19 protein-coding genes are annotated in these 23,880 nt (G+C 39.0%); 5 read left to right on the top strand and 14 right to left on the bottom strand.

Annotated features, from left to right (window positions below):
* Positions 1 to 25: 25 nt before the first annotated feature.
* The 12 genes from MUB18_RS06590 to MUB18_RS06535 all read right to left on the bottom strand — a co-directional run bounded on the left by MUB18_RS06590 (position 26) and on the right by MUB18_RS06535 (position 14,529).
* Positions 26 to 1,363 carry a TolC family protein gene (locus tag MUB18_RS06590; RefSeq protein WP_248755375.1) on the bottom strand — a complete coding sequence of 446 codons (1,338 nt, stop codon included), beginning with the start codon at positions 1,361 to 1,363 and terminating at the stop codon, positions 26 to 28.
* A complete protein-coding gene (locus MUB18_RS06585; RefSeq protein ID WP_248755374.1) occupies positions 1,360 to 2,670 on the bottom strand; it encodes an HlyD family secretion protein in 1,311 nt (436 codons plus the stop codon). The genes MUB18_RS06590 and MUB18_RS06585 overlap by 4 nt, the downstream gene beginning before the upstream one ends.
* On the bottom strand, positions 2,660 to 4,861 hold the full coding sequence (locus MUB18_RS06580; RefSeq protein ID WP_248755373.1) for a peptidase domain-containing ABC transporter: 2,202 nt from the start codon (positions 4,859 to 4,861) through the stop codon (positions 2,660 to 2,662). Before MUB18_RS06580 ends, MUB18_RS06585 begins: the two co-directional genes overlap by 11 nt.
* A 6-nt stretch (positions 4,862 to 4,867) precedes the next feature.
* Positions 4,868 to 5,941: a grasp-with-spasm system SPASM domain peptide maturase gene (gene gwsS, locus MUB18_RS06575; RefSeq protein ID WP_248755372.1), complete on the bottom strand. Its 1,074-nt coding sequence runs from the start codon at positions 5,939 to 5,941 to the stop codon at positions 4,868 to 4,870.
* Between the two features lie 3 nt (positions 5,942 to 5,944).
* Positions 5,945 to 6,124, bottom strand: a complete 180-nt coding sequence (locus tag MUB18_RS06570) for a hypothetical protein (RefSeq protein ID WP_094773118.1) — start codon at positions 6,122 to 6,124, stop codon at positions 5,945 to 5,947.
* A gap of 15 nt (positions 6,125 to 6,139) precedes the next feature.
* Positions 6,140 to 7,168: a grasp-with-spasm system ATP-grasp peptide maturase gene (gwsG, locus tag MUB18_RS06565; RefSeq protein WP_248755371.1), complete on the bottom strand. Its 1,029-nt coding sequence runs from the start codon at positions 7,166 to 7,168 to the stop codon at positions 6,140 to 6,142.
* 332 nt (positions 7,169 to 7,500) lie between these two features.
* On the bottom strand, positions 7,501 to 7,686 hold the full coding sequence (locus tag MUB18_RS06560; RefSeq protein WP_094773116.1) for a hypothetical protein: 186 nt from the start codon (positions 7,684 to 7,686) through the stop codon (positions 7,501 to 7,503).
* Between the two features lie 72 nt (positions 7,687 to 7,758).
* Positions 7,759 to 7,956 (bottom strand): hypothetical protein, encoded by a 198-nt coding sequence (locus tag MUB18_RS06555; RefSeq protein ID WP_108158032.1) that lies wholly within the window; start codon positions 7,954 to 7,956, stop codon positions 7,759 to 7,761.
* A gap of 347 nt (positions 7,957 to 8,303) precedes the next feature.
* Positions 8,304 to 9,050: a LytR/AlgR family response regulator transcription factor gene (locus tag MUB18_RS06550; protein ID WP_248755370.1), complete on the bottom strand. Its 747-nt coding sequence runs from the start codon at positions 9,048 to 9,050 to the stop codon at positions 8,304 to 8,306.
* A gap of 5 nt (positions 9,051 to 9,055) precedes the next feature.
* Positions 9,056 to 10,981, bottom strand: a complete 1,926-nt coding sequence (locus MUB18_RS06545) for a sensor histidine kinase (RefSeq protein WP_248755369.1) — start codon at positions 10,979 to 10,981, stop codon at positions 9,056 to 9,058.
* Between the two features lie 229 nt (positions 10,982 to 11,210).
* On the bottom strand, positions 11,211 to 12,968 hold the full coding sequence (locus tag MUB18_RS06540) for a family 16 glycosylhydrolase (RefSeq protein WP_248755368.1): 1,758 nt from the start codon (positions 12,966 to 12,968) through the stop codon (positions 11,211 to 11,213).
* 601 nt (positions 12,969 to 13,569) lie between these two features.
* Positions 13,570 to 14,529: a glycoside hydrolase family 43 protein gene (locus MUB18_RS06535; protein WP_045752771.1), complete on the bottom strand. Its 960-nt coding sequence runs from the start codon at positions 14,527 to 14,529 to the stop codon at positions 13,570 to 13,572.
* A 503-nt stretch (positions 14,530 to 15,032) separates the two neighbouring features.
* On the opposite strand from MUB18_RS06535, the gene MUB18_RS06530 reads away from it, so the two are divergent.
* The 5 genes from MUB18_RS06530 to MUB18_RS06510 all read left to right on the top strand — a co-directional run bounded on the left by MUB18_RS06530 (position 15,033) and on the right by MUB18_RS06510 (position 19,979).
* Positions 15,033 to 15,617 (top strand): TetR/AcrR family transcriptional regulator, encoded by a 585-nt coding sequence (locus MUB18_RS06530; protein WP_248755367.1) that lies wholly within the window; start codon positions 15,033 to 15,035, stop codon positions 15,615 to 15,617.
* Positions 15,618 to 16,014: 397 nt separating this feature from the next.
* Positions 16,015 to 16,962: a sensor histidine kinase gene (locus MUB18_RS06525; protein ID WP_248755366.1), complete on the top strand. Its 948-nt coding sequence runs from the start codon at positions 16,015 to 16,017 to the stop codon at positions 16,960 to 16,962.
* A gap of 260 nt (positions 16,963 to 17,222) precedes the next feature.
* Positions 17,223 to 17,762 carry a hypothetical protein gene (locus MUB18_RS06520; RefSeq protein WP_248755365.1) on the top strand — a complete coding sequence of 180 codons (540 nt, stop codon included), beginning with the start codon at positions 17,223 to 17,225 and terminating at the stop codon, positions 17,760 to 17,762.
* 35 nt (positions 17,763 to 17,797) lie between these two features.
* Positions 17,798 to 18,595 carry a hypothetical protein gene (locus tag MUB18_RS06515; protein WP_248755364.1) on the top strand — a complete coding sequence of 266 codons (798 nt, stop codon included), beginning with the start codon at positions 17,798 to 17,800 and terminating at the stop codon, positions 18,593 to 18,595.
* Complete coding sequence (locus tag MUB18_RS06510; RefSeq protein ID WP_248755363.1) at positions 18,570 to 19,979, top strand: hypothetical protein; 1,410 nt, start codon at positions 18,570 to 18,572, stop codon at positions 19,977 to 19,979. Before MUB18_RS06515 ends, MUB18_RS06510 begins: the two co-directional genes overlap by 26 nt.
* Here MUB18_RS06510 and MUB18_RS06505 read toward each other — a convergent pair.
* Both MUB18_RS06505 and MUB18_RS06500 read right to left on the bottom strand, forming a co-directional pair.
* Entirely contained in the window at positions 19,976 to 22,798 is a 2,823-nt protein-coding gene (locus MUB18_RS06505) for a hypothetical protein (protein ID WP_248755362.1), read from the bottom strand. The genes MUB18_RS06510 and MUB18_RS06505 overlap by 4 nt on opposite strands.
* 89 nt (positions 22,799 to 22,887) lie before the next feature.
* The gene (locus MUB18_RS06500; protein WP_248755361.1) at positions 22,888 to 23,505 is read right to left on the bottom strand and encodes a LuxR C-terminal-related transcriptional regulator; all 618 of its coding nucleotides are present in this window, start codon (positions 23,503 to 23,505) and stop codon (positions 22,888 to 22,890) included.
* Between the last annotated feature and the right edge of the window lie 375 nt (positions 23,506 to 23,880).

The following is a 23,880-nucleotide window of genomic DNA, read 5'->3' as shown; positions in this document are numbered from 1 at the left end:
TTAGGCTAGCCACAGGTTTTATCGATCAATCCAAACTTCCGTGTATGCTGTAATGAATGAGAATCTGTGTAAAAAGCACATTATATTTAGCTTGAATCCATTCACTTTCGACCGCTAAAAGATTGGATCGCGACACATGCAGATCATAGATACTGATGCGCCCTGCTTCATAACTTTTTAAACTCACGGCAAAAGCTTTCTTACTCATTTCCGTTATTTGGCTTAGCGAAACATATTGATTTTCAAAGTTAGCCAGATCCAACAAGTACTTCTCGAGCTCTTGTTTGATCGTTTCTTTCTCCATCTCCAGCTGTGTCAGGTTTTCCTGAAGCTGAATTTGATTTTTCTGAAGGGCATGTTTGATGGCATGTTTGTTAAAAATCGGGAAATTGATACTCAATCCAATCTGTTGCGAAAAATTGCCCTGAAATTGTCTAAATAAAGTAATATTGCCAATTCTGCTGGTTAAATTGTTAAAGTAAAAACTGCCCAATGCGAGACTGGCATCCACGGTAGGATAACGTTGTGCTGCTATCGATTTTTTATCAAAGAGCAGCGATTCATTCAAAAAATTATACTTTTTGAGGACAGGATGTGCATCCAAAGAACGATTAAAAATAGCGGATTTATTATGGGTCTCAAACGTTTCTAAAAATGGAAAATCCAATTGGTCCTCCACGACAAGCTCTACATCAACCCCAAGTCCCATGGCTTGCTTTAGCTCTAAAATAGCCTTATCTTCTGCATAATGCGCTTGTACGCTTTTTTCTTTTTCTCGGGCATAATTTGCTTCTGCTTCGTAAAGTATCGTTAATGATGTTGCTCCCAACTCATTCGATTTCCGCACTTTTTGAAGCTGATTCTCTGCAAATACCAATGCCGTATCTTTGGCATGGCTGATCTCCCGCTGCAGCATGGTATTCAAAAAACGTTGCATCACGCGAATCGTAATCTCCCGCTTAAATATCGCAAGATCCTCCTGACCCGCTGCCAGCAACAACTCTTCTTTCTTGATGGTATGCTTGATTTTCCCATGATTGAAAATAGAATAATTGGAAGAAAAACCCAATGTACCGTTGAAGTTATCATTGCGCGCCGCATTACCAAAGATATCCTGTGACTGACCAAAATTGGTGTATACATTAGTATATGCATTCAGGTTAGGCAAGCGCTCATTTTTAGCTGTGCGGATATCCACTTCTTTACTCTTTAATCCCCATTCACTTTTATCTAGCGATCGGTTTTTATCTAACGCAATGGCAATACACTTTTTAAGATCCCAGGTTTCTTGCGACCATACCTGCTGCAAACTCATGGAGAGCAGGTAGAGCAAACAGATGAAAGAACGAACAGGCAGCATCATGAATGATCTTGATATTTAAGTAAACTTCTCAATTGATGTAGGATACGCTGTGCCAAAGTCAGCTCTTCCGTGACAATATCTGCATTTCCGCTGAGCTCCTTATCAAAATGAATGGTTTTGCGATAAGACGTTTTCAAGCCCTCAGGCAAACGTACTTCGATGTAATATTTCTTGTCGTTATCCTGAAGGAGCGCGATGGATTTGATCTCCCCTTTTATGATCCCATACTCTTGGTGTTTAAAATTATCCAGCTTGATCAATACTTTTTGTTTTTCTTTAATTTTACCTTGGTTTTGAGCTCCGATGTACATCTGACCGATGGCATTTTGCCTGTTATCAGGAAGAATGCTCAACAAGGTAGTCCCGGTCTTGACAAACTGATTTTCTCCTAAAAACTGATTGTAGCTCAGCGTTCCATCGATAGAAGCATACATGAGGTGATCGCGTTCCCATTGTCGGATCGATTTACGAAGTTTCTCCAACAACAAAATAGAAGCCGATGAATAACTTGTTTTCTCTTTCATAAAGTTGATGTCAGCCCCTGTTTTTACTTTATTAAAATTGAGGATTGCCTCCTCCACTTGCGCTAAAGAGATCTGGACATTCTTATAGTTTTTTTGTGCTTCTAATAATTTCAGCTTCTCATTTTCCAATTCCAAAGTAGAAATCACCCCCTCTTGGTGCAGTTGATCAGATCGTTTATAATTTTTTTCCGTCAACTGGAGTTTGCTGGACTCCAGAATATGCTGTTGCTTGAGGTTTTCCAAACGCTCGCGATAGTCAGCAATACTTTTGACAGCTGTCATTTCTTCGGTTGCATAAGGTTTGAGCTGCTGAAAGAGCAGTTCATCCTGTAAAGCCTTAGCAAAAACGTTATAATCCTCCTGCACTTCTCCTAAATTAAATCGAGACACCTCCTGTAGTGGGAAATCGGCGAGATTCTGTGCAGAAAACGAGTCTACATAGCTTTTGAGCCGCAACATATCGGCATGGTTGGCTGTCGATTCCAAGATCATTAAAAGCTGTCCTTTTTTAACCTCCTGATGATCTTGGACCAATATTTTTTCTATTCGGGTATTGATGCGCACTTCAATTTTTTCAGCAGGATTCTGCGATGTGATCACAATTGTTGAGGTGATAAATTCAGGATATTTTATGATACAGGCTAATGCAAAAAAGAGGACGATAACCCCCAATATAACCAGGCTCCCCCAACGGATCAACCAGTTGGGCGGCGTCTCCAGGACTTCTTGCACCTGTTCAGAACGGAGCTGAATATCGTCTAATATGTTTTTTTTAGTTTCCAAGTTCCAATTGATTTTTAACCAAACGATAATATTCTCCCCGTAGAGCGACTAGCTCATCATGGGTACCTTCTTCGACTACAAGCCCTTTGTCCAGTACGATAATCTTATCTGCTCTTTTTACCGTAGATAGACGATGTGCAATAATCACTGCCGTACGACCTTTCAAAAAGTGATTGAGATGGTCGGTAATTATTTTTTCTGTATTGGCATCTAGGGCACTTGTTGCTTCGTCAAAAAAAACATATTGCGGCAATTTATACACAGCACGTGCGATCAACATCCGTTGCCGCTGACCACCGCTAATCCCCAGCCCTTCGTAACCGATCTTGGTATTATAACTCAAGGGCAATCCTTCGATAAAATCTTTGATATGTGCGATTTCTACAGCATGATTTAATTTGACCTTATCCACCACATCACTGCCCAGTGCGATATTGTTGGCGATACTTTCATTGAAGATATATCCATCTTGCATCACGACTCCACAGACATCACGCCACATCCGCGGCGATATATTGCGAATATTGGCTTGCGCAATCTTGATCTCTCCTTCGTAGTCGGAATAAAACTGCGTCAATAATTTTAAAAGCGTGGTCTTCCCGCTGCCGCTTGCACCGACGATTGCGGTTGTCTTTTCATAAGGAATAACCAGATTCAGATTTTCAAATACAAATGGTGTCGTTCCTCTATAGCGAAAGGAAAGATTGGAGACCACAATATCTTTTTGTGGTATTTCGGACAGATAAGTCGTATCGATCGATTCTTCGTCATCTTTTTCATGAATTTCATTCAAGCGCTCCAGCGCAATCTTGGCATCTTGTGACTGTCTGACAAAATTCATCAATTGGAGCAAAGGACTATTGAGCTGTCCGATGATATACTGCACCGACAACATCATCCCTAAGGAAAGCTGCCCTTCCACCACTAAACTCGCGGCAACAAAGCTGATCAGAATATCCTTCAACTGATTGATGATATTCCCACCGATCGTCTGGATCTGTTCCAATTTCAATGCTTTAATTTTGATGCGGAATACTTTGATCTGAATGCCTTCCCACTGCCATCGCTTATTGGTTTCGGCATTGTTCATTTTAATCTCCTGCATACCATTGATCAACTCCATCACCTGTCCTTGCTCTTCGGCCAATTGTGCGAATTGTTTATAATCCAGCTCTCGTCTTTTTTTTAGGAAAAAGCTAATCCATCCGATATACAAAATAGCACCGATGAGATACAGGACAAAAAGCTTGTAATTGTAAATCAATAATACCACCCCAAAAACCAGAAAATTGATGACTGAAAATACAGTCTGTAAGGAGCTGGTTGTGAGTAATTGTTCAATACGCGCATGATCCGCGATGCGCTGCATGATATCCGCAGTCACTTTAGAATCAAAAAAGCTAATGGGCAGACGCATGAGCTTGATAAAAAAATCGGATACGATCGAGATATTGATCCGTGAAGAAAGGTGGAGCAAGATCCAGCCGCGAATCACATCGATACCCATCTGACCGAGATAAAGCATGACCTGAGCCAATAATATCAGGTAGATAAAGTGGATATCCTGATTTTGGATACCAATATCAACGATACTTTGTGTGAGAAATGGAAAAGCAAGGGAAAGTAAACTACCCGCTATTAATCCAAAACCGAGCTGAAGAATAAACTTTTTATACTTGACCAAATAATGGCGCAGATACTGATAAATAGAAAATCCCTTATCCTTGATCTCTGTCTGCATATCGAAACGGGCCGTTGTTTCGAGCACCAATACAATACCCTCTTCCGTCGTGTCCGTAGCTCCCTTTCCGATCCAGTTATGGATAAATTCCTCTTGCGAATAGCTGATCAATCCATAGCTAGGGTCCGAGACGTGTACTTTAAACCCATTTTTTCTTTTTTCGATTTTGTGTACTACAACAAAATGCTGCTTCATCCAAAAGACAATACAGGGCAAAGGCACATCTTCTTCAAGCGTTTTAAAATCAATCTTTACGGAAAGTGTTTTAAAACCTATGGTTTCAGCGGCCCTACTCAATCCTAATAATGTCGCACCCTCACGTGTCGTTTCGGATAAATCACGAAGCATCTGTAAGGGTAAGATCTTGCCATAGTATTTACTGATGATACGAAGACAGGTGGGACCACAGTCTTTAGAATCCGGTTGCTTATAAAATGGAAATCTTGCCATAGCGATTTAATCTAATGCTTTTGTTTCCAGCCCATAATAAGCGATAGCCTGTTGTTTAAGCGGATTTGTTGACCAGTCTTCCCAAACATTGGCATAAGGATCATAACCACATTTTAAAGGCTTAGCATAAGGATCCTCAGGATCTTCCACATATGCCCTGCAATCGGTGCATACATATCTAAATTCACAATCCCGACAGACAGCGATATCATCTTTTTTCGTAAACCAATGCTCTTTAAACGCAGGATCAGCCAATACAGCATCCAATTGAGCGTCGTCAATATGTCCAAAACTACGGGACAGAGAGGGACAATTTTTAATGTAGCCGTTTCGATCGATCGACAATTTACGGTTGAGGCAGGTATTGTGCTGTTGGCTCTCAGTAAAAAGTTCGACATTGGTCATAAAATAAGCCGGTTGTATATTGCCACATTGCAAACAAGAATCTAATACGGCCTGACTATAGATTAAAGAAACTGTATCGCCAAAAAATTTAAAAACCTGATCTTTTGGAGCAGTATGGAGCATGATCTGATGGACACGTAAATACTGATCCACTAATTTTTCCAAGACCGATTCTGTACACCAGAGGGACCACTTTAAAATGATTTTAATGGAGGTCAAAGTACTGGCATCGAATAGGGTTAAAAAAGAAGTTAATTTTTCAAACGTAATCTCGTTATAGCATCTGATTTCCAAAGCACTTAAATTCAACTGAATCAACTGTTGTATAAACCCAGATTCATAATGGAGCGCTTGATCCAGTTCAATGATCACATTGGTGATGGGCGAAAAAGCATCCCATTCCATAGACAATGGTACTAATTCGGGCATGATCTGATCATCCAAAAAACCCAGATCATTTTTGATCATAAACTGAATATAGGAGTTGATGGTCGACTTATTGCTGATGCCAAATTCGGTATAACATGCTTCCACAGGATGCTTACTCAAGTAATCCAGTACTGCTACCATATCGTTTGGGATATGGTAGTATTTTCGCATCTGCAGATCGCAGACCAGCGACATCCCATTTCCCCTCACGAGTTTGCAGTTTGAAAATACATTTAAATAAGGCATATGCTATAATTTTGAAATGGGTTTATAATAATTCACCAACAAGGATCCTTTCGAATTAATTTGCTGTACCGCATCCATTTTTAAGACCCCCTTCTCGGCCACACTGTTATCCTTTTCTAAAAAATAGATGGAAAGAGGCAGACCGTCCATTTTTTTCAATTTTTTTACAAATCTATTTTTCATATATCATCCATTGTTTTACCTGAACTTAAAGCCCGGATCATCCTGGCAGGCTACTTCATTTGAATGCTTACTTAAGCCCAGGTCGATTTCTTCTGAAATTTTATCTTTAAAGCGTAATGCCATTTCTTTTTCTAAATAGTAATTACAAGGATAAGAGACCATCCCAAACTGACCTTCTGGATTTATTTCCAAAAAGATATACTCCCCTGAAGGTGTTAAAATCATATCGATCGATCCTGTTTGAAATTCCAGATCCTCCATAAGCGCACGCAATTGCAGTTCAATCCCTACCGGCAACTGATAGGGTACAGTACGATTTGGACGTACATGGTCATAGTTTCTAAAATCATCCTGGGTCTTTTTATTGTTCTGAGAATAAATAGTCATACTGTAAAACTTTCCAAAAAGATAAAAGATCCGCAACTCCATCTTTTTGACGATATGCTGCTGCACAAGCGAGGGAAAAAAACGCTCGGGGACATAGCGGATATTTTTGGCATTTACAACCTTGGTCAACATATTAAAATGATCACCATCAGTCGTATCAAAAAAGATGACTTCACTGAAGGGCTTAACAATCACCTGTTCATATTTTTCCAATAATGCTGCAACAGCAGCACGACTGGTGACCATCTCGGTAAAAGGAATCGTCAAGCCATGCTTTTCTGCAAGCTTGAGTACTTGCAGTTTATTCAGCGTGGTGACTGTAAATGGGTTATTGATCCATTTTTTTAGCGATATCTTATGGAAGATGTAAGCATGTAACGCTTTGAATTCATCATTTAAGAATTTCTTTACGCCGGTATTGGCTTCATGATTCTCTTGTTTAAAGGTTAAATCAACATCCGTAAACTGAGCGACTCTCCTCCTGTACCAAGCTATACTAAAATCTTGATCATCAGGTATCTCAACCAAACTATTAAGCGCAAATAGATCTTCTCCATTGAAGCGGAGAAAGGGTATCTTATAGTATAATAACCATTTACAGAGATAATCTGTAGAACTCTCCAAGCTCGCTTGACTTAATATTAATATACCACTCATTTAAACTGATTAATCCTGATTATTTCCATCAAATAATACAGGTGGTGCATACATCTTGAACACGTGAAAATAAGATATCATTACTATAATAACGGGCACTATTGATATTCGTCAACAGCGAACCAATATCCGAAAGGGAAGCACATATTTTTGAGTATATGCAGGATATGGGATAAGCGAAAAGAAGACTTCATTTTTGAATCAGTTATTCAAAAAATGAAGTCTTTTAAAGCCCGATCATTAGCCAAGTCATTCAGCATAATGGATGAACTGAACGCATGAATGCCTACCTACCGCATTCATCCATCTGATCGAGCTAAAGAGTTTAATGCTTAGTTGACATCAGGCGAATGGTCACATGAATAGTGTTCCTTTAATTTACCTTTTGTTGGTCTATGTTCTGTTGTAGGAACACTACCGCTATCATCCAAAGAGAAATCAACAAATATTCCTGCACCACCTTGAATAGTTTCAGTTTGTTTGATTTTTTTGGAATTTAATTTTTCTAACTTTTTCATTATCAATTTCTTTTAACTTGGTTAATAAAAAAAATAAAAATTACTTGTTCTAAAATAAACCTATCGGTTCAATTATTTACTCACATCTGGAGTGTGATCACAAGTATAATGCTCTCTCAATTGTCCTTTTGTTGGTCTGTGCTCTGTCGTCGGCACACCACCAGCACCCGTATCTGCTACTGCAAAATCAGATGTAAAAGCGAGTTTACCACCCAAAACCTGTTCAATGTGCTCGATTCTTTTTGCGTTTAATTTTTCTAGCTTTTTCATAAATGTGTTTTTTATTAATGTGTATAAATATGAACTTAACAAGCTGAAACAAGAGCATCCTATACCTTCGTCCATTTTTGCTATGCGAACAAATGATTTGCGCATATTATTTCAGACTTTGAATGCCCGATTTCACTACTTTCATTGCCTACAGGGATAGCGCTTTTCAGATTTGCTACCCCTCGTCAATAAAACTTACATAAATATCGGACTTGGAAATTAAACTTTTCGTCCCGATATAAATCCGATAAGTACGCATCAATAAACGTTGCTCCTCTTAAAATATTTGACACATAGAAACACACGATAGAATATTATTGCTATTAAAACCTCAAACAAACAGCGGATTAGCTTAAGGTATCAATATATTGCGCAATGATATCTCTTTTCCGGTTGGAAACCGGAATCAGCTTACCATCCTGCATCTCCAACTGTCCATCCTTATAATACTTATGGATATAATGCGTATTGATCAGATAAGATTGATGACATCTGATAAATTGTGATTCGGGTAGCATACCTTCAAAATGCTTGAGCACTTTTGATACCAGTAGATGATCCCCGCTACGCATAAAAAAAGTGGTATAACCTTTATCTCCTAGGCAATAGACAATATCGTCGATATTGATGATCTGGGTAAATTCAAATGTTTTTAAAGCAATTTTCTGTGGTATCGCCGGAGTTTTCATATGTCGATCTGCCATAAGCAATTGATTTTGATTGAACTTAAACTCTTGGGTTTTTTCAAAACATCTCTGTATGGTTTCCGTCAGGCAAATGGCATCGATCGGTTTGGTAAGGTAGCCTATAGCACCAATATTGAGGGCTTCGATAGCATACTGGCTATAAGCTGTAATAAATAAAAGATGTACATCCAGATTCAATCGGGACAGTAGCTCAAAACTGACTCCATCCTTTAACTGGATATCTGCAAGAATCAAATTAGGGGATTTTTCATAAATTTCCTGCTCAGCCTTGGCCATTTCACCCGAATGTCCAACAATACGGACATATGGAATTTCATCTAAAATAGACCAGATATATTTCACAATATTCAACTCATCCTCGAGGATATAAACATTTAGCATAGCCATAATAATTAAAACACATGTTTTAGTGGAAGTGAGATCTGAACTTTATAACCATCACCTGATGTTCTGTAGTTTGGGCAAATCTTTAACGAAGCTTGGTATTGAACATCCGTATACAATAAAGCTAAGCGTTCTTTGGTAATCACTTGAGAAAGGGATCTCTTGTCTTTTTTATGAGCAGCACTTTCCTTAAGTCCCACGCCATTGTCTGTTACACACACATGTAGATAGTCGTTATTCTTATAAAAGCTTATTTTCACCCATCCCTTATGATCAATATTTTTTAATCCATGCTCGATTGCATTTTCGACAAAAGGCTGTATCAGCATAGGTGGGATCAGTATATCTTCAAGATCAAGGTCACTCGTATCAATGATGGAATCAAAAATATGATGAAAGCGCATCTGTTGCAAAATAATATAGTTTTTTAAACTGCGTACTTCTTGTTCCAGCGTGATAAAATCATGCCGATTTAACTCTAAAATATCACGGATCAGTCGAGTCAAAGCAACTAGGTATGTATTTGCTTCCTGCTTTTTATCTGCACCGATGAGCCCTTGTAGATTGGCTATCGCATTGTAAATAAAATGAGGATTAAGTTGGTTCTGACGATTTTTTTGTTCTAAGATATATTGCTTATTTTCAATGAGTAACTGATCATGTTTGGCTTTTAACAACTTCTGTTTGTATAACTTATAGGTATACAATAGGATCATCATCAGAAACAGGGATAAGATCACAAAAATCCATCGTTGCTGGACCAAGAGCTTGTTGTTGAGCAGATTTGTTTCTTTCAACGTCACAATATCCTGATCCTTTTTTCTCGTCTCATACTTCGTGCTTATTTCTTCAATTTTCTCCTTCTGCATTTCCGTCGTGACCTTCATATACTCATTATACTGTTTGGTCTTCGCTAAATAAGCATTTTTAAAATCACCTTTCTTTTGATAAGCCTCACTTAACAAGTCCAATAGGGAAATCTTAGCGGTAAAACTCCCTTTTTTCCAGCCCTTCCATGCTTCGCTCATGTGCACATATTTAATGGTCGAGTCCGGAAGGTTTAAATCTAAAAATGCGCGAGCAAGATTATTGAATACATAGAATTCCAGTCGATTCGTGCGATTCAAGTAATTAAAAAAAATACGGAAACTCTTAACTGCAGCATCTGGTCGTCCCATGGCGGAATGCATCTGGGCCTCATAATCCACTGTTCGCATAAAGGCTAAACTATCGTTGATACTAATCGCCAACATTCGGCTACTATCGAGATAATTTTGCATATCCGTTGTATTTTCTAACCGTTGACTCAGCATAAAGCGGATATCATAGTAGCGTTGTTTTAACCGGTTGTGCGCATTCCATGGATGATTATCCATATATTGCTTAGCGTACTTTAGGGATTTCAGATCCTCATGATTATTGTAAAAAGACATGGCCAATAAATCATCCATGAGGTATAAGAAAATTGAATTTGATTTCTCTATTTTCTGTCTTTCCAAAATGATCTGCTCCACGAGCTTTCCTGAACTGATCTCATCATATCTATTTTTGATACTCAAACTTAAATACTGACGCAATGCATACAGATCCCGATCCTTTTGAGTCGAATCTATTTTTGAAAGGTATATATGCAGGGAATCTCTTTTTCCCAAAGATTTGTCCTGAAAACATTTATAAATCCAGTACTGCGGTTGTTGTGCAAAATTTGGTTTTTGCTGCAGTACTGTCAAATAATTTTTTATTTGTACCAAGCGATCCTCCGGAGATAGCGTATCCCAGGCAATCAGATTCTGATAGTCATGACTTTCTTTAACCGTACTTGCACGCTCTTTATTTTTAACATCTTGATGGCAACTTAAAATCAACAAAGGAACCATCACGTTCAGAAGAATAAGTACCCTTTTATATAAAGTTACATACTTGTTTATATCCATAAATAGCTTACGATTTAATCATTTTAAAATAAATTTAAATACATCACGCCATGGAAATTTATATTAGGCAACTTTCACTTCATATTCGTATACCTTGGGTCAATATTTAAATATTGATGAGAGGTGCGTTTAGATTCTTAAGCGTAAAGATAAGCGATCGTATAGATCCAAAAAATAGGTTAGGTTCATTATCTCCATGAGTCGCTCTACCTCCTAGAGGCTCCGTTATTTAAAAATGAAATCCATCAAGATTCCATTTGTCTCTCCACGGAACGGTTATTTTACCATCTTGCAGATCAACCGGGAGCCAGATATAGCGACTATCCAACAAGTTTTTAGGTTTCCAACGGTCAGCCATAAATATAAAAGCATTTTTCTTACCTACAACAGGCAATACAAAAGTAGATTGTGCATCAAAAGTGATGTGCGCGTCGGGTCCGCGCATCGGATCACCTAAAGATGTCCAAGGTCCAAACAGATGATCCGCTACATGTAGTTCCGCCCTGTTGGGAGCCCAACCTGTACAGCCGCTTGTAAAGAGATAATATTTCTGATTATATTTGAACAAAGCCGGAGCTTCTCGATGATTTCTGAACAATAATGTATCCGCGGTCGTAGGAGTTAAATAATCAGGCGTAAGCTTTGCCAAACGCAGTTCATAGTTTTCATCTGAAGAATAGATATGATAAGCAACATCATCATCATCCACAAAGAGTCCCATATCTCGTGACATATGACCATTTGGTCTGAAACTGTCCACCAACGTAAATGGACCGGCAGGAGCATCGCTAATAGCAACCGCAGCTCGTGCTGCAGCATAACCTTGATCTTTCAGCTCCAGATGAAACCACATCACAAATTTTTTCGTCTTCTTATTGTAGATGACCTTCGGGCGTTCGATGATACATCCCCATGCAACATCACTACCGGGATCATCTGCAGGTGAAAAAGCTAATTTTTCAAATTTCCAATGATAGAGATCCTTGGAAGAATAGACATTGACCCCCTGTGATTCGGTTCCCCCTCTTTTTTCACCGTACCAATAATAGGTGCCATTGTGGTAAAGAATTCCGCCACCATGGGCATTGATCGAATTACCTTGATCATCCAACCACAGCTTTCCTGGGACAAATGCTGTATTTTCCTGATCTTGAACTCCCTTTTGATAGACCCGCACATAGTCGATCTCATAAGTTGCAGGTAACAATTTTTCATCAATAATGCCACCATTCATTCCACCCAAAGCTAAATTGAGCAAGATATAGTGCGGCTGTTTAAAAGGGTTAAATCCTGTCCCGTCCCGATTGACCAATTGATCCAGCTTCACTTTATTCATCAGGATATCATCGACATACAATGCAATTTCATGTTCATCCCAATACATACTCCAAACATGAAATTGCATTGCCCATTCTTTTCCGCCCAGCTCGGAAACCGCTTTTTTTTGGCTATGCCAGTTTGCCTGCCATCTTTTATCCGTACCGGAAGCAATATTTGCAAGAATATCACCCTTATAATATTCCATAATATCAATTTCACCATTAGAAGGCCATTCTTTTTCTACACCTAATGTCCAAAATGCCGGCCACAACCCACTCCCTACTGGAATACGGGCGCGCATTTCAAATATGCCATACTTCCAACTATGTTTGCCAGAAGTATTGATTGAGGCAGATGTATAGCTAATGTCTTTACGTGAAGTTGCCCAATCTTGACTATTTGGTTTATAAGTGGGATTGGGTTTAACCTCTTTGCGTGCTTCGATCTTCAATATGCCATCCTTACAGGATATATTTTCTTGCTGGTACCATTGATGCTCTTGATTACGCATAAAGCCCTTCTCAAATTGCCAGTTTTGATTATTTACAGATCCCTCTTCATCAAACTCATCAGACCAGACTAAAGTATAACCCTTCTTCGGCAAATGTTGCGCCCCTACCTGCGTGACAAGATGCAATAGAAAAATAAAGTAAAGTGCTTTTTTCATAAAAATATATTTGTTTTGATCAGTACTTATTTAAGAAGCCAATTGCGTTTATCATGGCTGAAGATTTACCCCTTTCGTTATAGCTATTTAATAGGTATAACGAAAGGGTAATCAATCGTCCAATATTAATCAACAGTTCTGATTAAAGGAAGGGGGTAATTCAACAATTTGGAGGGAGAAATTCATCAATTTTCTAATGAATAAAAGTTTTCACCAATATCTCTCTACATAACATGATACATGCTTAACTCGCGATCCGCTTTAGGAGCCTATAGCGTTTATACACAAATAAGCTTTGTTTATTCACAATATGTGCATAAACGATCCTGTACATATTCAGCATGAAATAGCATTTTTGTGGATAACACACTTATTTTGTCAATAAAAGACGAAAAATAATTCAAAAGCAAATGTGGAAACGCTGTTATCTATTATTTTATCAACACATGTCGAATCCGCTGTGCATAACAAATCTGGTTTCCACAACATATAGCCTGATTTGAACATATTGTGCATAACTCGTTCATTGGCCATACTAGAGCTAAGCGATCATCATCAAGGCTTATAGGTGTCATAAAAGCAAGCAAATGATCATGTCGTATTATTTCAATTTATGTTTTACCCCTTCAAAAGTCATTTTTACAGGATTAATATATCCATTTTCGTCAAATGTCATTACATCAATACAAGTCTCCCGCTCATTTGCACCTGTTTTGCCCAATGGTCTCCGGTGATACACGATATAATACTGATCTTTGTTTGGCACTTGAATGACAGAATGATGACCAGCGCCAGTTGCGATAGCGGGATCCTGTTCTAAGATCGTTCCTATTCGTTTGAATGGACCAAATGGCGAATCAGCGATCGCATAAGCCACTTTATAATTTGGAAGACCCCATCCGCCCTCCGACCACATGAAATAGTATTTATTGTTGCGGATAAACATAAATGGTCCTTCGACATAGTTCTCAGGTGTTACCTCTTTATAGATTGTTCCATCTTCAAAAGGAACTAAGCTTTTAAAGTCAGCACTTAATTTGACCACATTACAATGTTGCCACCCACCATAATACATATAATATTGACCATCTTTATCTTTAAAGACAAACTGATCAATGGGTTGAGCACCATTGACGATCTCATTGATCAGCGGTTTGCCAAGTACATCTTGATACGGTCCTTGAGGTTTATCGGCAACAGCTACGCCAATTCCTCCAATTTCACCCTGGTGTACATCATTGGCTCCAAAAAATAGATAGTACTGATTATCTTTTTGTAACACACTAGGTGCCCACATCGCTTTCTTGGCCCATTTTACTTCCGCCGTATCGATAATTCGGGGATGTTTTTTCCAGGTCACGAGATCCTTGGATGAAAATGCATCAAAGAATATTTGATCTTCATATGGTGCCGAATAGGTTGGAAAGATCCAGTACTCCTTGTTGTAAACAATACCTTCAGGATCAGCGTACCAACCGGGGAACACAGGATTCTTCTGCGCAAACACAGCCTCTGCAATAAATAAAGTAATACCTGTCAGCAAATAGGAGACAATTTTCATAATTAAAAGGTTTTAGTAGAGTTGAAAATAGGAAATATAAATACAAAATCCAATTTTAAAGTCAATAAAAAACGTCGGCCCCAGCATATGATCTCTCCACAATATCCGTTCAGCCCTCCCTTTTTTGTATTAGTCGTACAGATCTTATATTTTAAAATTATCCCTCAATAAAAAGAATAAACAGATGAATTTGGAAAGCAATTAAGCCTAATTCAGACGGTGTAAAATGATAATTTTCCTAAATATGCGATAATTATCGTTGATTAGAAAAATATTTTTTATATGTTTGACTTAGATATCTGCCAACGCCATTTAGACCTCGTAAAAAAATAAAACTGTACGTATATATTTAAGTGATTTACAGTGATATTTTAAAACAGTCTGTACACACAATTGTCTACATAGATGGAGTTAACTTGCGCCAGGCAGCTCATAAGAATCCGAAACTACTTAAAATGGTTAGAAAAACATATCAAGGAGAAAAAAACGACAAAAGTAGGACGATGTCGAAACTCATACAATCTGTTGGTACCGTATTAGCAGCAAAAGGCTATACCGGTCTAACGCCCACCAATCTTGCAAAAGCTGCAGGGGTAGACCGGAAACTTATTTCAGCATATTTTGGACACATTGATCACTTAATAGCAACCTATATTAAAACAAAAGATTACTGGATCGTTGCGAGCGATAGTGCTGAAGCATTATTTAAAAACAATGCGCAAACAAGCTCACGTCACTTGCTCGAACACATGTTACTGGATCAGATCGTACAATTTAGTGCTAACGAAGAAATGCAAAAGGTAATCCTGTGGCAACTCAGTGAACGATCGGAAATGATGTCCCAACTATCGCAAGCAAGAGATGATGTAAGCGCATTATTCTTTCCTTTTGCAGATGAAGAATTAAAAGACAAACAAGTGGATCTAAGAGCTGTGACCAGTTTATTGATTGCCGGAATTTATTACTTAGTACTCCATACCAAGACAACAGACAGTACATTTTGCGAAATCGACCTTACGCAGGAAGAAGGCATGAACCGCATTAGAGAAGCAATAAAATTTATTCTACAAGAAACTTATGGTGATTAGTGACCAGTAACGAAGTAACCAGTAACAAAGTGATCAGTAACGAAGTAACCAGTAACAAAGTGATCTAGTAACGAAGTAACCTAGTAACCAGTGGCAAAGTGATCTAGTAACGAAGTAACCTAGTAACCAGTGACAAAGCGGTCTAACTTTCTAACCTCCTAACTTTCTAACCTCCTAACTTTCTAACCTTAAATAGTCACAAAGTAATTCCCATTATATTTCGCTCCAAATATTTTTGTTTTCACATTAAAAGGATTCCCGAATTTAATTCAAAAGCCCTATATTTACCCTAAGATTATTTTGATTAATTTTACAAAAACACAATCAAACTCCTATCTATTTTTTTAATTTATTGAATACAACTCGCATTTATCTCATGAGCTAATCCGTGATATCAATGACGTTTAGAAAGGAATTTATGCAAGATCAAACCATTATAAAGCTCCTCATTGTTGCCATTATTGTCAGCAAAATTATTATTGGAATTTTACTGTATTTCTTGATTCAAAAAAATCGTATGCTGAAGCACGAGAAATTAAAATTATTAGAAACAAATCTTAAGCTTAAGCAACAAGGAGACCAAATCATACGTTATATTAAGGAATTAAAGGCGTCAGAATTTTTCAAAACAAAAGTACTTTCCATCGCTTCCCATGATTTGCGCACCCCCTTTGCATCCATGGATATGTTGCTACAAATGGAAGACTTATCACTTATGACAAAATCCGAACTGCAACAAGTTTTTGAAGCATTGGGACAGCAGGTAACCTTATCCAAAAACATGTTGAACGAAGTTTTGTTATGGGCAGAATCACAACTGAGAGATAATTTAGAAAATAAAGAAACCTTTTCTATTTTAGAGCAGATCGATACTATATTATCCTTATTTCAATGTAATCTGGATAGGAAAAATTTGATCATCAACAACACTGTTCCGACACAGTTAGAGGTGCATATGAGTCGAGACATCTTCTGCTTTGTGATCCGGAATATTATGAGTAATGCGATCAAATTTTCTCATACTGGAGGAATAATAAGGATCGGTATAGTAGAAAGTGAACGAGATGCGTTCAGAATATTTATTGAAAATAAAGGAGACCATATCTCCGACTCCACCATATCCAACCTGAATAATAAAAACAGCTGGGAATATAAAAAAATAGCAAATCATACCGGAACTGGTCTTGGAGTGTCGTTGTGCAAAGATTTATTACAGCGAGTAGGTGGCAGTCTTAAGTTTGAAAATTCAACTGCAGATGTGCTTAGGGTCTATATATCACTTCCATTAGCGTACGATGACCAAGTACCTAGTGATTTAGTGACCAGTGAACTAGTGACGGAGTAACAGAGTGACGCAGTGATCAGTAAAGGAGTAACGGAGTGACTAGTAAAGGAGTAACAGAGTGACGCAGTAAAGGAGTAACGGAGTGACTAGTGACCAATAGCTCTAACTCCCTAATTATCTAACCATCTAACTCCCTAACCTTCTAACCTTCTAACTCCCTAACCATCTAACCTTCTTTATAACATCATTATGTGACTGTACAGCATAGGATATGCCTCTCTTAATGCTTAATTTTAAGCATCTAATAAATTGTGAGCATTATGAGAAAAAACCTAATATTTACCCTATTTGCCTTAGCAGCAATATGCCTAGGCCATCAAGCAAAAGCACAGGTATCTGCAAGTACAAATCCTGTTACTGTTAACATTGATCTGCAGGCCTCTGTTATTTCGATCGCTTTGGACGCATCTCCAACCGTCAACTTTGTGTATGCTACAGCAGCAGAATATGCCGCACCAAAGTCGGTGACAAAAGCCTCACATCTGACGGTCATTAGCAATAAGCCTTACGATATCTCCGTACAGGCCAATGGATTATTCACTTCTTCCAACAGCTCTAATACGACCAATTTACCCGCATTGGGCGTGGTCAATGTTAGCGTAGATCCTACAACTGCCAATGGCGGAACATTAAGCACAGTAACCCTTAGTCAAACGGATCAACCCTTAGTCGAAGAAGCTGATCCAACGACGACTGCCGTTTACAATGTGGTTTATACCATTCCAACGGCAACGACACTCGTGGCTTTACCCAAGGAGGTCTATACCACTACCGTTACGTATACCGCAACACAATTATAAAAAAAATTAAAAACCTTAATATTCCATTTTAATTTGTGAAGTTTTATTTATCTCTAATTTTAGTATACCTGAATACCCTGGCCTTTGCTCAGGGTATTTCTGTTTCACCTTCCCGTATATTTTTTAAAGGGGAAGTAGGGCAAACAGTCAGTCAGACCATTTCATTTAGCAATGCCTCCACTTCAACATTTTACTTTGTGGCCAGTATCAAAGATTGGGACCGCGATTCACTGGGGATCAAACAATATTTTCCGGTAGATCAACGCAAACAATCCAATGGCTCCTGGCTTGCTCTTTCCGACAATAGTATCCGCTTAGCTCCTGGAGAAACAAAAAGCGTGAACCTGTCCATGACCATCCCGAAAGAAAATAAATCGCTAGCCTTGACCAATAGCATGCTATTTTTCACTCAGGTCAAAGAGCAAAAAGCCGATGTACCACAAGGTGTCAATATGAATATACTTTTAGAATTTGGCATTCAGGTCTATCATGTTCCCGTCGGTTTACCGGTAGGAGATCTCCTGTTTTTAGCCTTTGAAGATAAAGGTATCGTCAGCAAAGAAGCCGATCAACAGGTCAGGAAAATGATGGTAAAAGTAAAAAATACGGGGCAGATAAATAAAGATGCCTACGTACGATTTGAACTGACCAATATCGAAACTGGAGAGGAGATTCCGGTCAAATCAATTGCTGTTGCGATGTTACCGGACGCAGAACAATGGATTCAACTCGATCTACCGGCAACCCTCAAAGGCCGTTACCTTGCGGTAGCCATCTTAGATGCCGGTGCTCAATACGATCTAAAAATTGCAGAAAAAGAAATTACATACTAAGATCAGCCTTTTCATCGCTGTCAGTTTGTGCCCTATGGTTGTACAAGCTCAAATTTCGGTGAATCTGCCCGAAGCGAATATTACAGCAAGGACAGAATATCAACAAAGTATTACTTTAGGACAATTTAACAGTGCGATCACCTTATTGCCCAATATCGGCATTAAATCCAATAATGCGACTTTAAGTAATATCTTAGGTGGCGTAGGGCCTGCCCCGTTAGCGCTAGCCAACTTTAAAATTTCCACCATCGGTGGCGTATCGGTGCTGGGCGGCAGTACAGAACGCTCACTTACCACCGCTACACAGTCCTTGTATGTGGCCGTTGCCAGCCTCGCTTCAGGAACTGTTCTGAGCAACTTGCGTCTGACGACTTCCAGCTTTACATGGGTAGCAGGTACATATAGTACCGATATCGCCCTGACCGCGCCCGGACTTCTAGGCGGAAATGCCATGAGTCCCGCCACCCAAGCATTTAGTATTGTTGTTCCCGCTTTTATCACAGCGCAAAATACCGCAGGAACGACTGGCATCTTAGTCAACAACCTAAGCTTCTATCGGTCTCCAACCGGGATCAGTGCCAATAAAATCATGACCTTAGCTCATACTGTACCCTATATTCCCAATTTGCAAACAGGAGGTAGCAATTTCAGCTTTTCAACAGCCTTGACTTACAACACATTGCCGTTATCACCCGTATCCACTGTTAGTACGACTTTAACAGGAATCGCTACCGCTACAGCAATTGCTTTATCGGCAACGAGCCAGCCGCTGACTAATTCAACAGGTATCGTTGTACCCACAAGCAATTCACAAGCTCTAAACTATGCATTTTCCATAACTGCTGCACAATTGAAAACGCGATTTGTACAAGCAGGTACCTATTCCATACCCCTGACGTATACCTGGAACAAAACTTCCGCAGCCTATCCAACAGGAAGTTTACAATCCCAAAGTGTCGGAACACTAGAGGTTGTCGTCAGCGATCTCGGCGAATTGATCGCTAATCAACAAACGGTAGGGTTATCTTTCACCAATGCGAACCAATATAAAAATGGTGTCAACCTCGATATGCCTGCGCATTTGAAACTCAGTAAAACGACACCCTATAATCTCTATGTTCGGGCTACATCGGCATCGTTTGCTTCCGGAGTCAACAGCATCCCCCTCAATGTCATGCGCATTGGCCCGATGCCGGGAGAAACAGGCATGCAGACAGTCACGTTATCCAGCACAGCACAACAGTTGATCAATGCAGCAGATCCTACGATCGACCGCTCGTTAAGCATCCGTTATAGTATTCCCGCATCAGAAACTTCTAAATTATTGAACAAACCATCGGGAATCTATTCGACCAACATTATATTTAGTTTTATTGCCCCTTAAAAACGTTTGATTTCCACTTTCCTGCGTCCATCTTTATAGTTGAAATCCCGCAGATAAATCACCTGTTCATCTGTCAATTGAATTTCCTGACTTGGATTTTCAATCGTGAAAGCCATTCCCGCTGTTGGAATGGATACGGTATAATGCCCCACAGGCAAGAAGAACATATAGTTGCCCTTTGCATCGCTGAGGGTATGGTAGCTGTTACCTTGTTGGTCTTCGGCATGCACACGTATTCCAGAGAGTTCTGGACTAGTTTGCAAGTATTTATCAGCGATCGGTGTGATCTTACCCTTTACCACTCGAGTTTTAACTAAGGGTACCGCTATACGTTGATTTTTTGTCAATATGATATTCATCGGAGCTTTTACCACCCATCCCTGATTATTTTCGATTTGAACAGCATACGATCCAGTCGCCATATTCAAAAATGTGACCTGACCTTTTGCATCTGTACGCGCCACATCCTGATCAATCTTAACCACAAGACCCTCAGGTTTGAGTTCTCCCGCATCCGCAATACCATTCTGATTATGATCGTCAAAAAACTGCAGCTGCAATTTATGGCCCTTATTGTTATTCCAGTACACAAATTTCTTTTCAATACCTAACCGAATCTGCCTATTGTTGAACGAAGAAGTTTCATACGCATAGGGGTCTAGTTGAAAATATAAGGGAACACGACTTTGGATCATATTATAAAATACATCTGCCGTTAAACTCCAATTGTCCCTAAACAGCCACCTCGCATTTCCATTGAGCGACAAATTGTTGCTTCGTGAAAATCCGTAATAGCTGTACATGGTCGACAACTGTGCCTGCAAACTTCCCTTAAATGCCGTAAACTGCGTGTTAGGTCCAAAAGAATAGATCCTATAGCTGGCATCTGGCGTACTTGCCATGAGATCATTCAAATAGTAAGGATTGATCTGGATATAGGTATTAAAACCCAAATAAGCATTAGTGTAACTACCCGATAATCTTAAAGAATGAAATGGGCTGATCGGTTTATTGGATGTATTGCGATAAGTATAACCATAATCCGTTCTCAAGGAAAAGCGATGCTTGGAGCTAAAATAACTCACATCTCCTATCGCTCTAATGGCGCTCGACTTCCATCTTTCTGGTCTCGACCCCCAGAGGCCCAACCCGCGAATCGTCGCCTCTTGAAACATGATATAAGGTCTAATATCCAACTGCAATTTTCCAACTGCGGTATGATAGCCCAGTTCATAGATCTCGATGCGATTGGGATTACCAAAAAAATAATCCCGATCTGTGCGCTGGTATTTTGGATTATTATCCATATAACTCACGCGCGCAGCAATACTGCTGTTATCTTGCAGCATTTTAGTGATGCGCGTATCACTTTGGATCAATCCCCTACGCAGCCCCGTGTAATATGGCGAACTGTAATAATTCATACTGGTGATTTGCACATGTTCTGTATGGTACTGGTAATTGGCACCCGCAGCGACAGCGTGTTTACTTCCTCCTTGATCAGCACGTTCCGTACTATAGCCTCCTTCTACCCATAATTGTTGATTTGAACCGATTGGGATGATCGTCTTCCCATTAATCTGATCACTATTGATCTGACGATAATCATGGTCGCTATGCAGATAAGTCAAATTACTTTCCTGATTTTGACTGGTTCGAATCGTATAATTGGCACCAATAATATGCGCACCAGGAATCAGATTGTTGAGCTGTGTAAAGAGCATATAGTTATTTTCTACTCCATAAAGGCTAATAGAACGATTTTTATCCAATTTATAACTGGCTTTTACTCCTCTACCATTGATTGTTTGATCCAGATTTTCATAAATATTACCCAATTTGATGGCCCAATCTTTCGCTTGATAGTCGATATAGGTATCGTAGCTATTAAAAGCTTTTTGATCTTGATAATAATCTAGATTAAGCCGATAATTTAATTTTTTATCTGGAGTGATGTCAAGATCACCATACCCCTGCAGCTGATAGATGGAGTTATATTTATCCATACTGGTGTAGCGCAATGCGACGGCATTATTATAAGCTTCATTTCCATAGTTTGGAGCAGCTCCAAACCGTTTCACACTCCCCACCTGTAGGATACGAATCCGACTACTGGTCAATGCTTGGCCCATCTCATCGAGTCCCTGCATGGCAATATCCACATCATCAAACCTGCTTTTAGATTGCATTCGTGCCGTAAAAGGGAGCAGTACCTGCCCTCCAGGCTGCAGGGTGATCGGTAAGATTTCCCCCATCACTTCAAAACCTGGCGGAAATCCTGAGAAAAGTAGCTTAAAAGTAATGGGCACGAGCCCCGCATTGGAGGCCAGAATCCGAAACTGCACCTGATTAGTGGCCTGATCCAAATAATATTCTGGTTGATCTGCCTGTAATATAAGCGACCGTTCCTGATCAAATATGGTGTAAAACGTAACAGGATCCGGTATTCGGAGCGTATTGTCGGGGCTTGAAAATCCGAAAGTGAAAGCTTGATTATTAAATTTCAACGTATTTCGGTCGGCCATATATTTAATCGGAAAACTTTTTTCTTCGTTAGCCTGTAAGATGATTTTTTGCGGCAGCTTGATTAAACCAGACAAAGATAGGGTACCTTGAGCTAAGGGGATCAGTTCAATGGTTTTATCGGTACGGTTATGTATGGAGATCTTGTTGGCAAATGTGTGGTTTTGGATCACGGCTATACTGTCCTGTTCCAAACGATACTCCACATCAAAGTTTTGCTGACTTTTCGCTTCGGATAAGAAAACAAATGAAGAGCACATCAGAAGCAAGAAAGTCCACAAACACTTCATTCGCATATCAGGAGGTTCAAATAATAACAAAAATCAATCTAAATTCGGTCAGTCAGAAATAACTCAAGTCACATCTTCATGTAACGAATTGACCATTAGGCTGACAATTGAGCGATCAGCTCACCTTTGCTATTAATATTGAGTTTACGATAAACCCGTTTGATATAGATACGAACCGTATCCAATGAAATATGGTACTGTTGAGCGATCAGTTTATAGCTTAAACCTTCGACAATACCATTTGCAATCTGAAGCTCCCGAGCGGTCAGCATGTCTTCGTATTTTTTTGAACTAAAAGCCTGCTCGATTAAAGCTCTGTTGATCGTCGGACTGACGAACGAACCCTGATTTAACGTGATGACAATTGCATTGATCAAGTATGGCATACACGTGTTTTTTAAAACATAACTGACAGCACCATTTCGAAAAGACTTACGAACGGTCTTTACATCGGCCAATTGTGTCAAGACAATAATCTCTGTTTTTGGATACAGTCGATTGACTTGCTCGATGATCGTCACATCCTGATGTTCGATATCCAATATAATCACATCCGGTAACGAGACCTGATGCACGCTTTTCATCACTCCACCTGCTGTATCAAATAAGATTTGTAATGAAACCGAATGACCATGAAGACAATTTTCAGTTAGGATTTTTTTTATGTTTATTCTTGATTGCTCGTCACTATCAATTATGCCCACTTTTATCATGATACGTTACGCTTAAGTTAGATACTGGTTAGCGCATATATATTCAATATTTAAACTTGTTGTTTAAACTTACTATTGAACACCTATACTTTTGATTAAAGATAGCATTTAAAAAGGAAAAAAATAAGTTGATTTTTGAATTTATACTCGTAATACCATTACATCACGATTTAAATGCAATCAAAAGCCTCACTAAAGGGTTTTAATTAATTAATGATTAATTAATTCACAACATCAACGTATGTAACAAACGTAAAAAATAAACTCATGAAACAAATTTACCTAGGTATGGTCTACCTATCGATTTTCAAAGAAAAAAAACAAGAAAAACAGCATCAGTTTTAATAGCTATTTTTATAACCCATACCTGAGCAG

Origin of the sequence: Sphingobacterium sp. PCS056 (assembly GCF_023273895.1) — a bacterium.
GTDB lineage: Bacteria > Bacteroidota > Bacteroidia > Sphingobacteriales > Sphingobacteriaceae > Sphingobacterium.
This window is presented reverse-complemented; position numbering and strand designations above follow the sequence as displayed.

Bases quoted from the DNA above. Each gene is read 5' to 3' on its own strand.
- MUB18_RS06590 (WP_248755375.1), bottom strand. From the start codon at position 1,363: ATGATGCTGCCTGTTCGTTCTTTCATCTGTTTGCTCTACCTGCTCTCC.
- MUB18_RS06580 (WP_248755373.1), bottom strand. From the start codon at position 4,861: ATGGCAAGATTTCCATTTTATAAGCAACCGGATTCTAAAGACTGTGGT.
- gwsS (WP_248755372.1), bottom strand. From the start codon at position 5,941: ATGCCTTATTTAAATGTATTTTCAAACTGCAAACTCGTGAGGGGAAAT.
- MUB18_RS06570 (WP_094773118.1), bottom strand. From the start codon at position 6,124: ATGAAAAATAGATTTGTAAAAAAATTGAAAAAAATGGACGGTCTGCCT.
- gwsG (WP_248755371.1), bottom strand. From the start codon at position 7,168: ATGAGTGGTATATTAATATTAAGTCAAGCGAGCTTGGAGAGTTCTACA.
- MUB18_RS06560 (WP_094773116.1), bottom strand. From the start codon at position 7,686: ATGAAAAAGTTAGAAAAATTAAATTCCAAAAAAATCAAACAAACTGAA.
- MUB18_RS06555 (WP_108158032.1), bottom strand. From the start codon at position 7,956: ATGAAAAAGCTAGAAAAATTAAACGCAAAAAGAATCGAGCACATTGAA.
- MUB18_RS06550 (WP_248755370.1), bottom strand. From the start codon at position 9,050: ATGGCTATGCTAAATGTTTATATCCTCGAGGATGAGTTGAATATTGTG.
- MUB18_RS06545 (WP_248755369.1), bottom strand. From the start codon at position 10,981: ATGGATATAAACAAGTATGTAACTTTATATAAAAGGGTACTTATTCTT.
- MUB18_RS06540 (WP_248755368.1), bottom strand. From the start codon at position 12,968: ATGAAAAAAGCACTTTACTTTATTTTTCTATTGCATCTTGTCACGCAG.
- MUB18_RS06535 (WP_045752771.1), bottom strand. From the start codon at position 14,529: ATGAAAATTGTCTCCTATTTGCTGACAGGTATTACTTTATTTATTGCA.
- MUB18_RS06530 (WP_248755367.1), top strand. From the start codon at position 15,033: ATGTCGAAACTCATACAATCTGTTGGTACCGTATTAGCAGCAAAAGGC.
- MUB18_RS06525 (WP_248755366.1), top strand. From the start codon at position 16,015: ATGACGTTTAGAAAGGAATTTATGCAAGATCAAACCATTATAAAGCTC.
- MUB18_RS06520 (WP_248755365.1), top strand. From the start codon at position 17,223: ATGAGAAAAAACCTAATATTTACCCTATTTGCCTTAGCAGCAATATGC.
- MUB18_RS06505 (WP_248755362.1), bottom strand. From the start codon at position 22,798: ATGCGAATGAAGTGTTTGTGGACTTTCTTGCTTCTGATGTGCTCTTCA.
- MUB18_RS06500 (WP_248755361.1), bottom strand. From the start codon at position 23,505: ATGATAAAAGTGGGCATAATTGATAGTGACGAGCAATCAAGAATAAAC.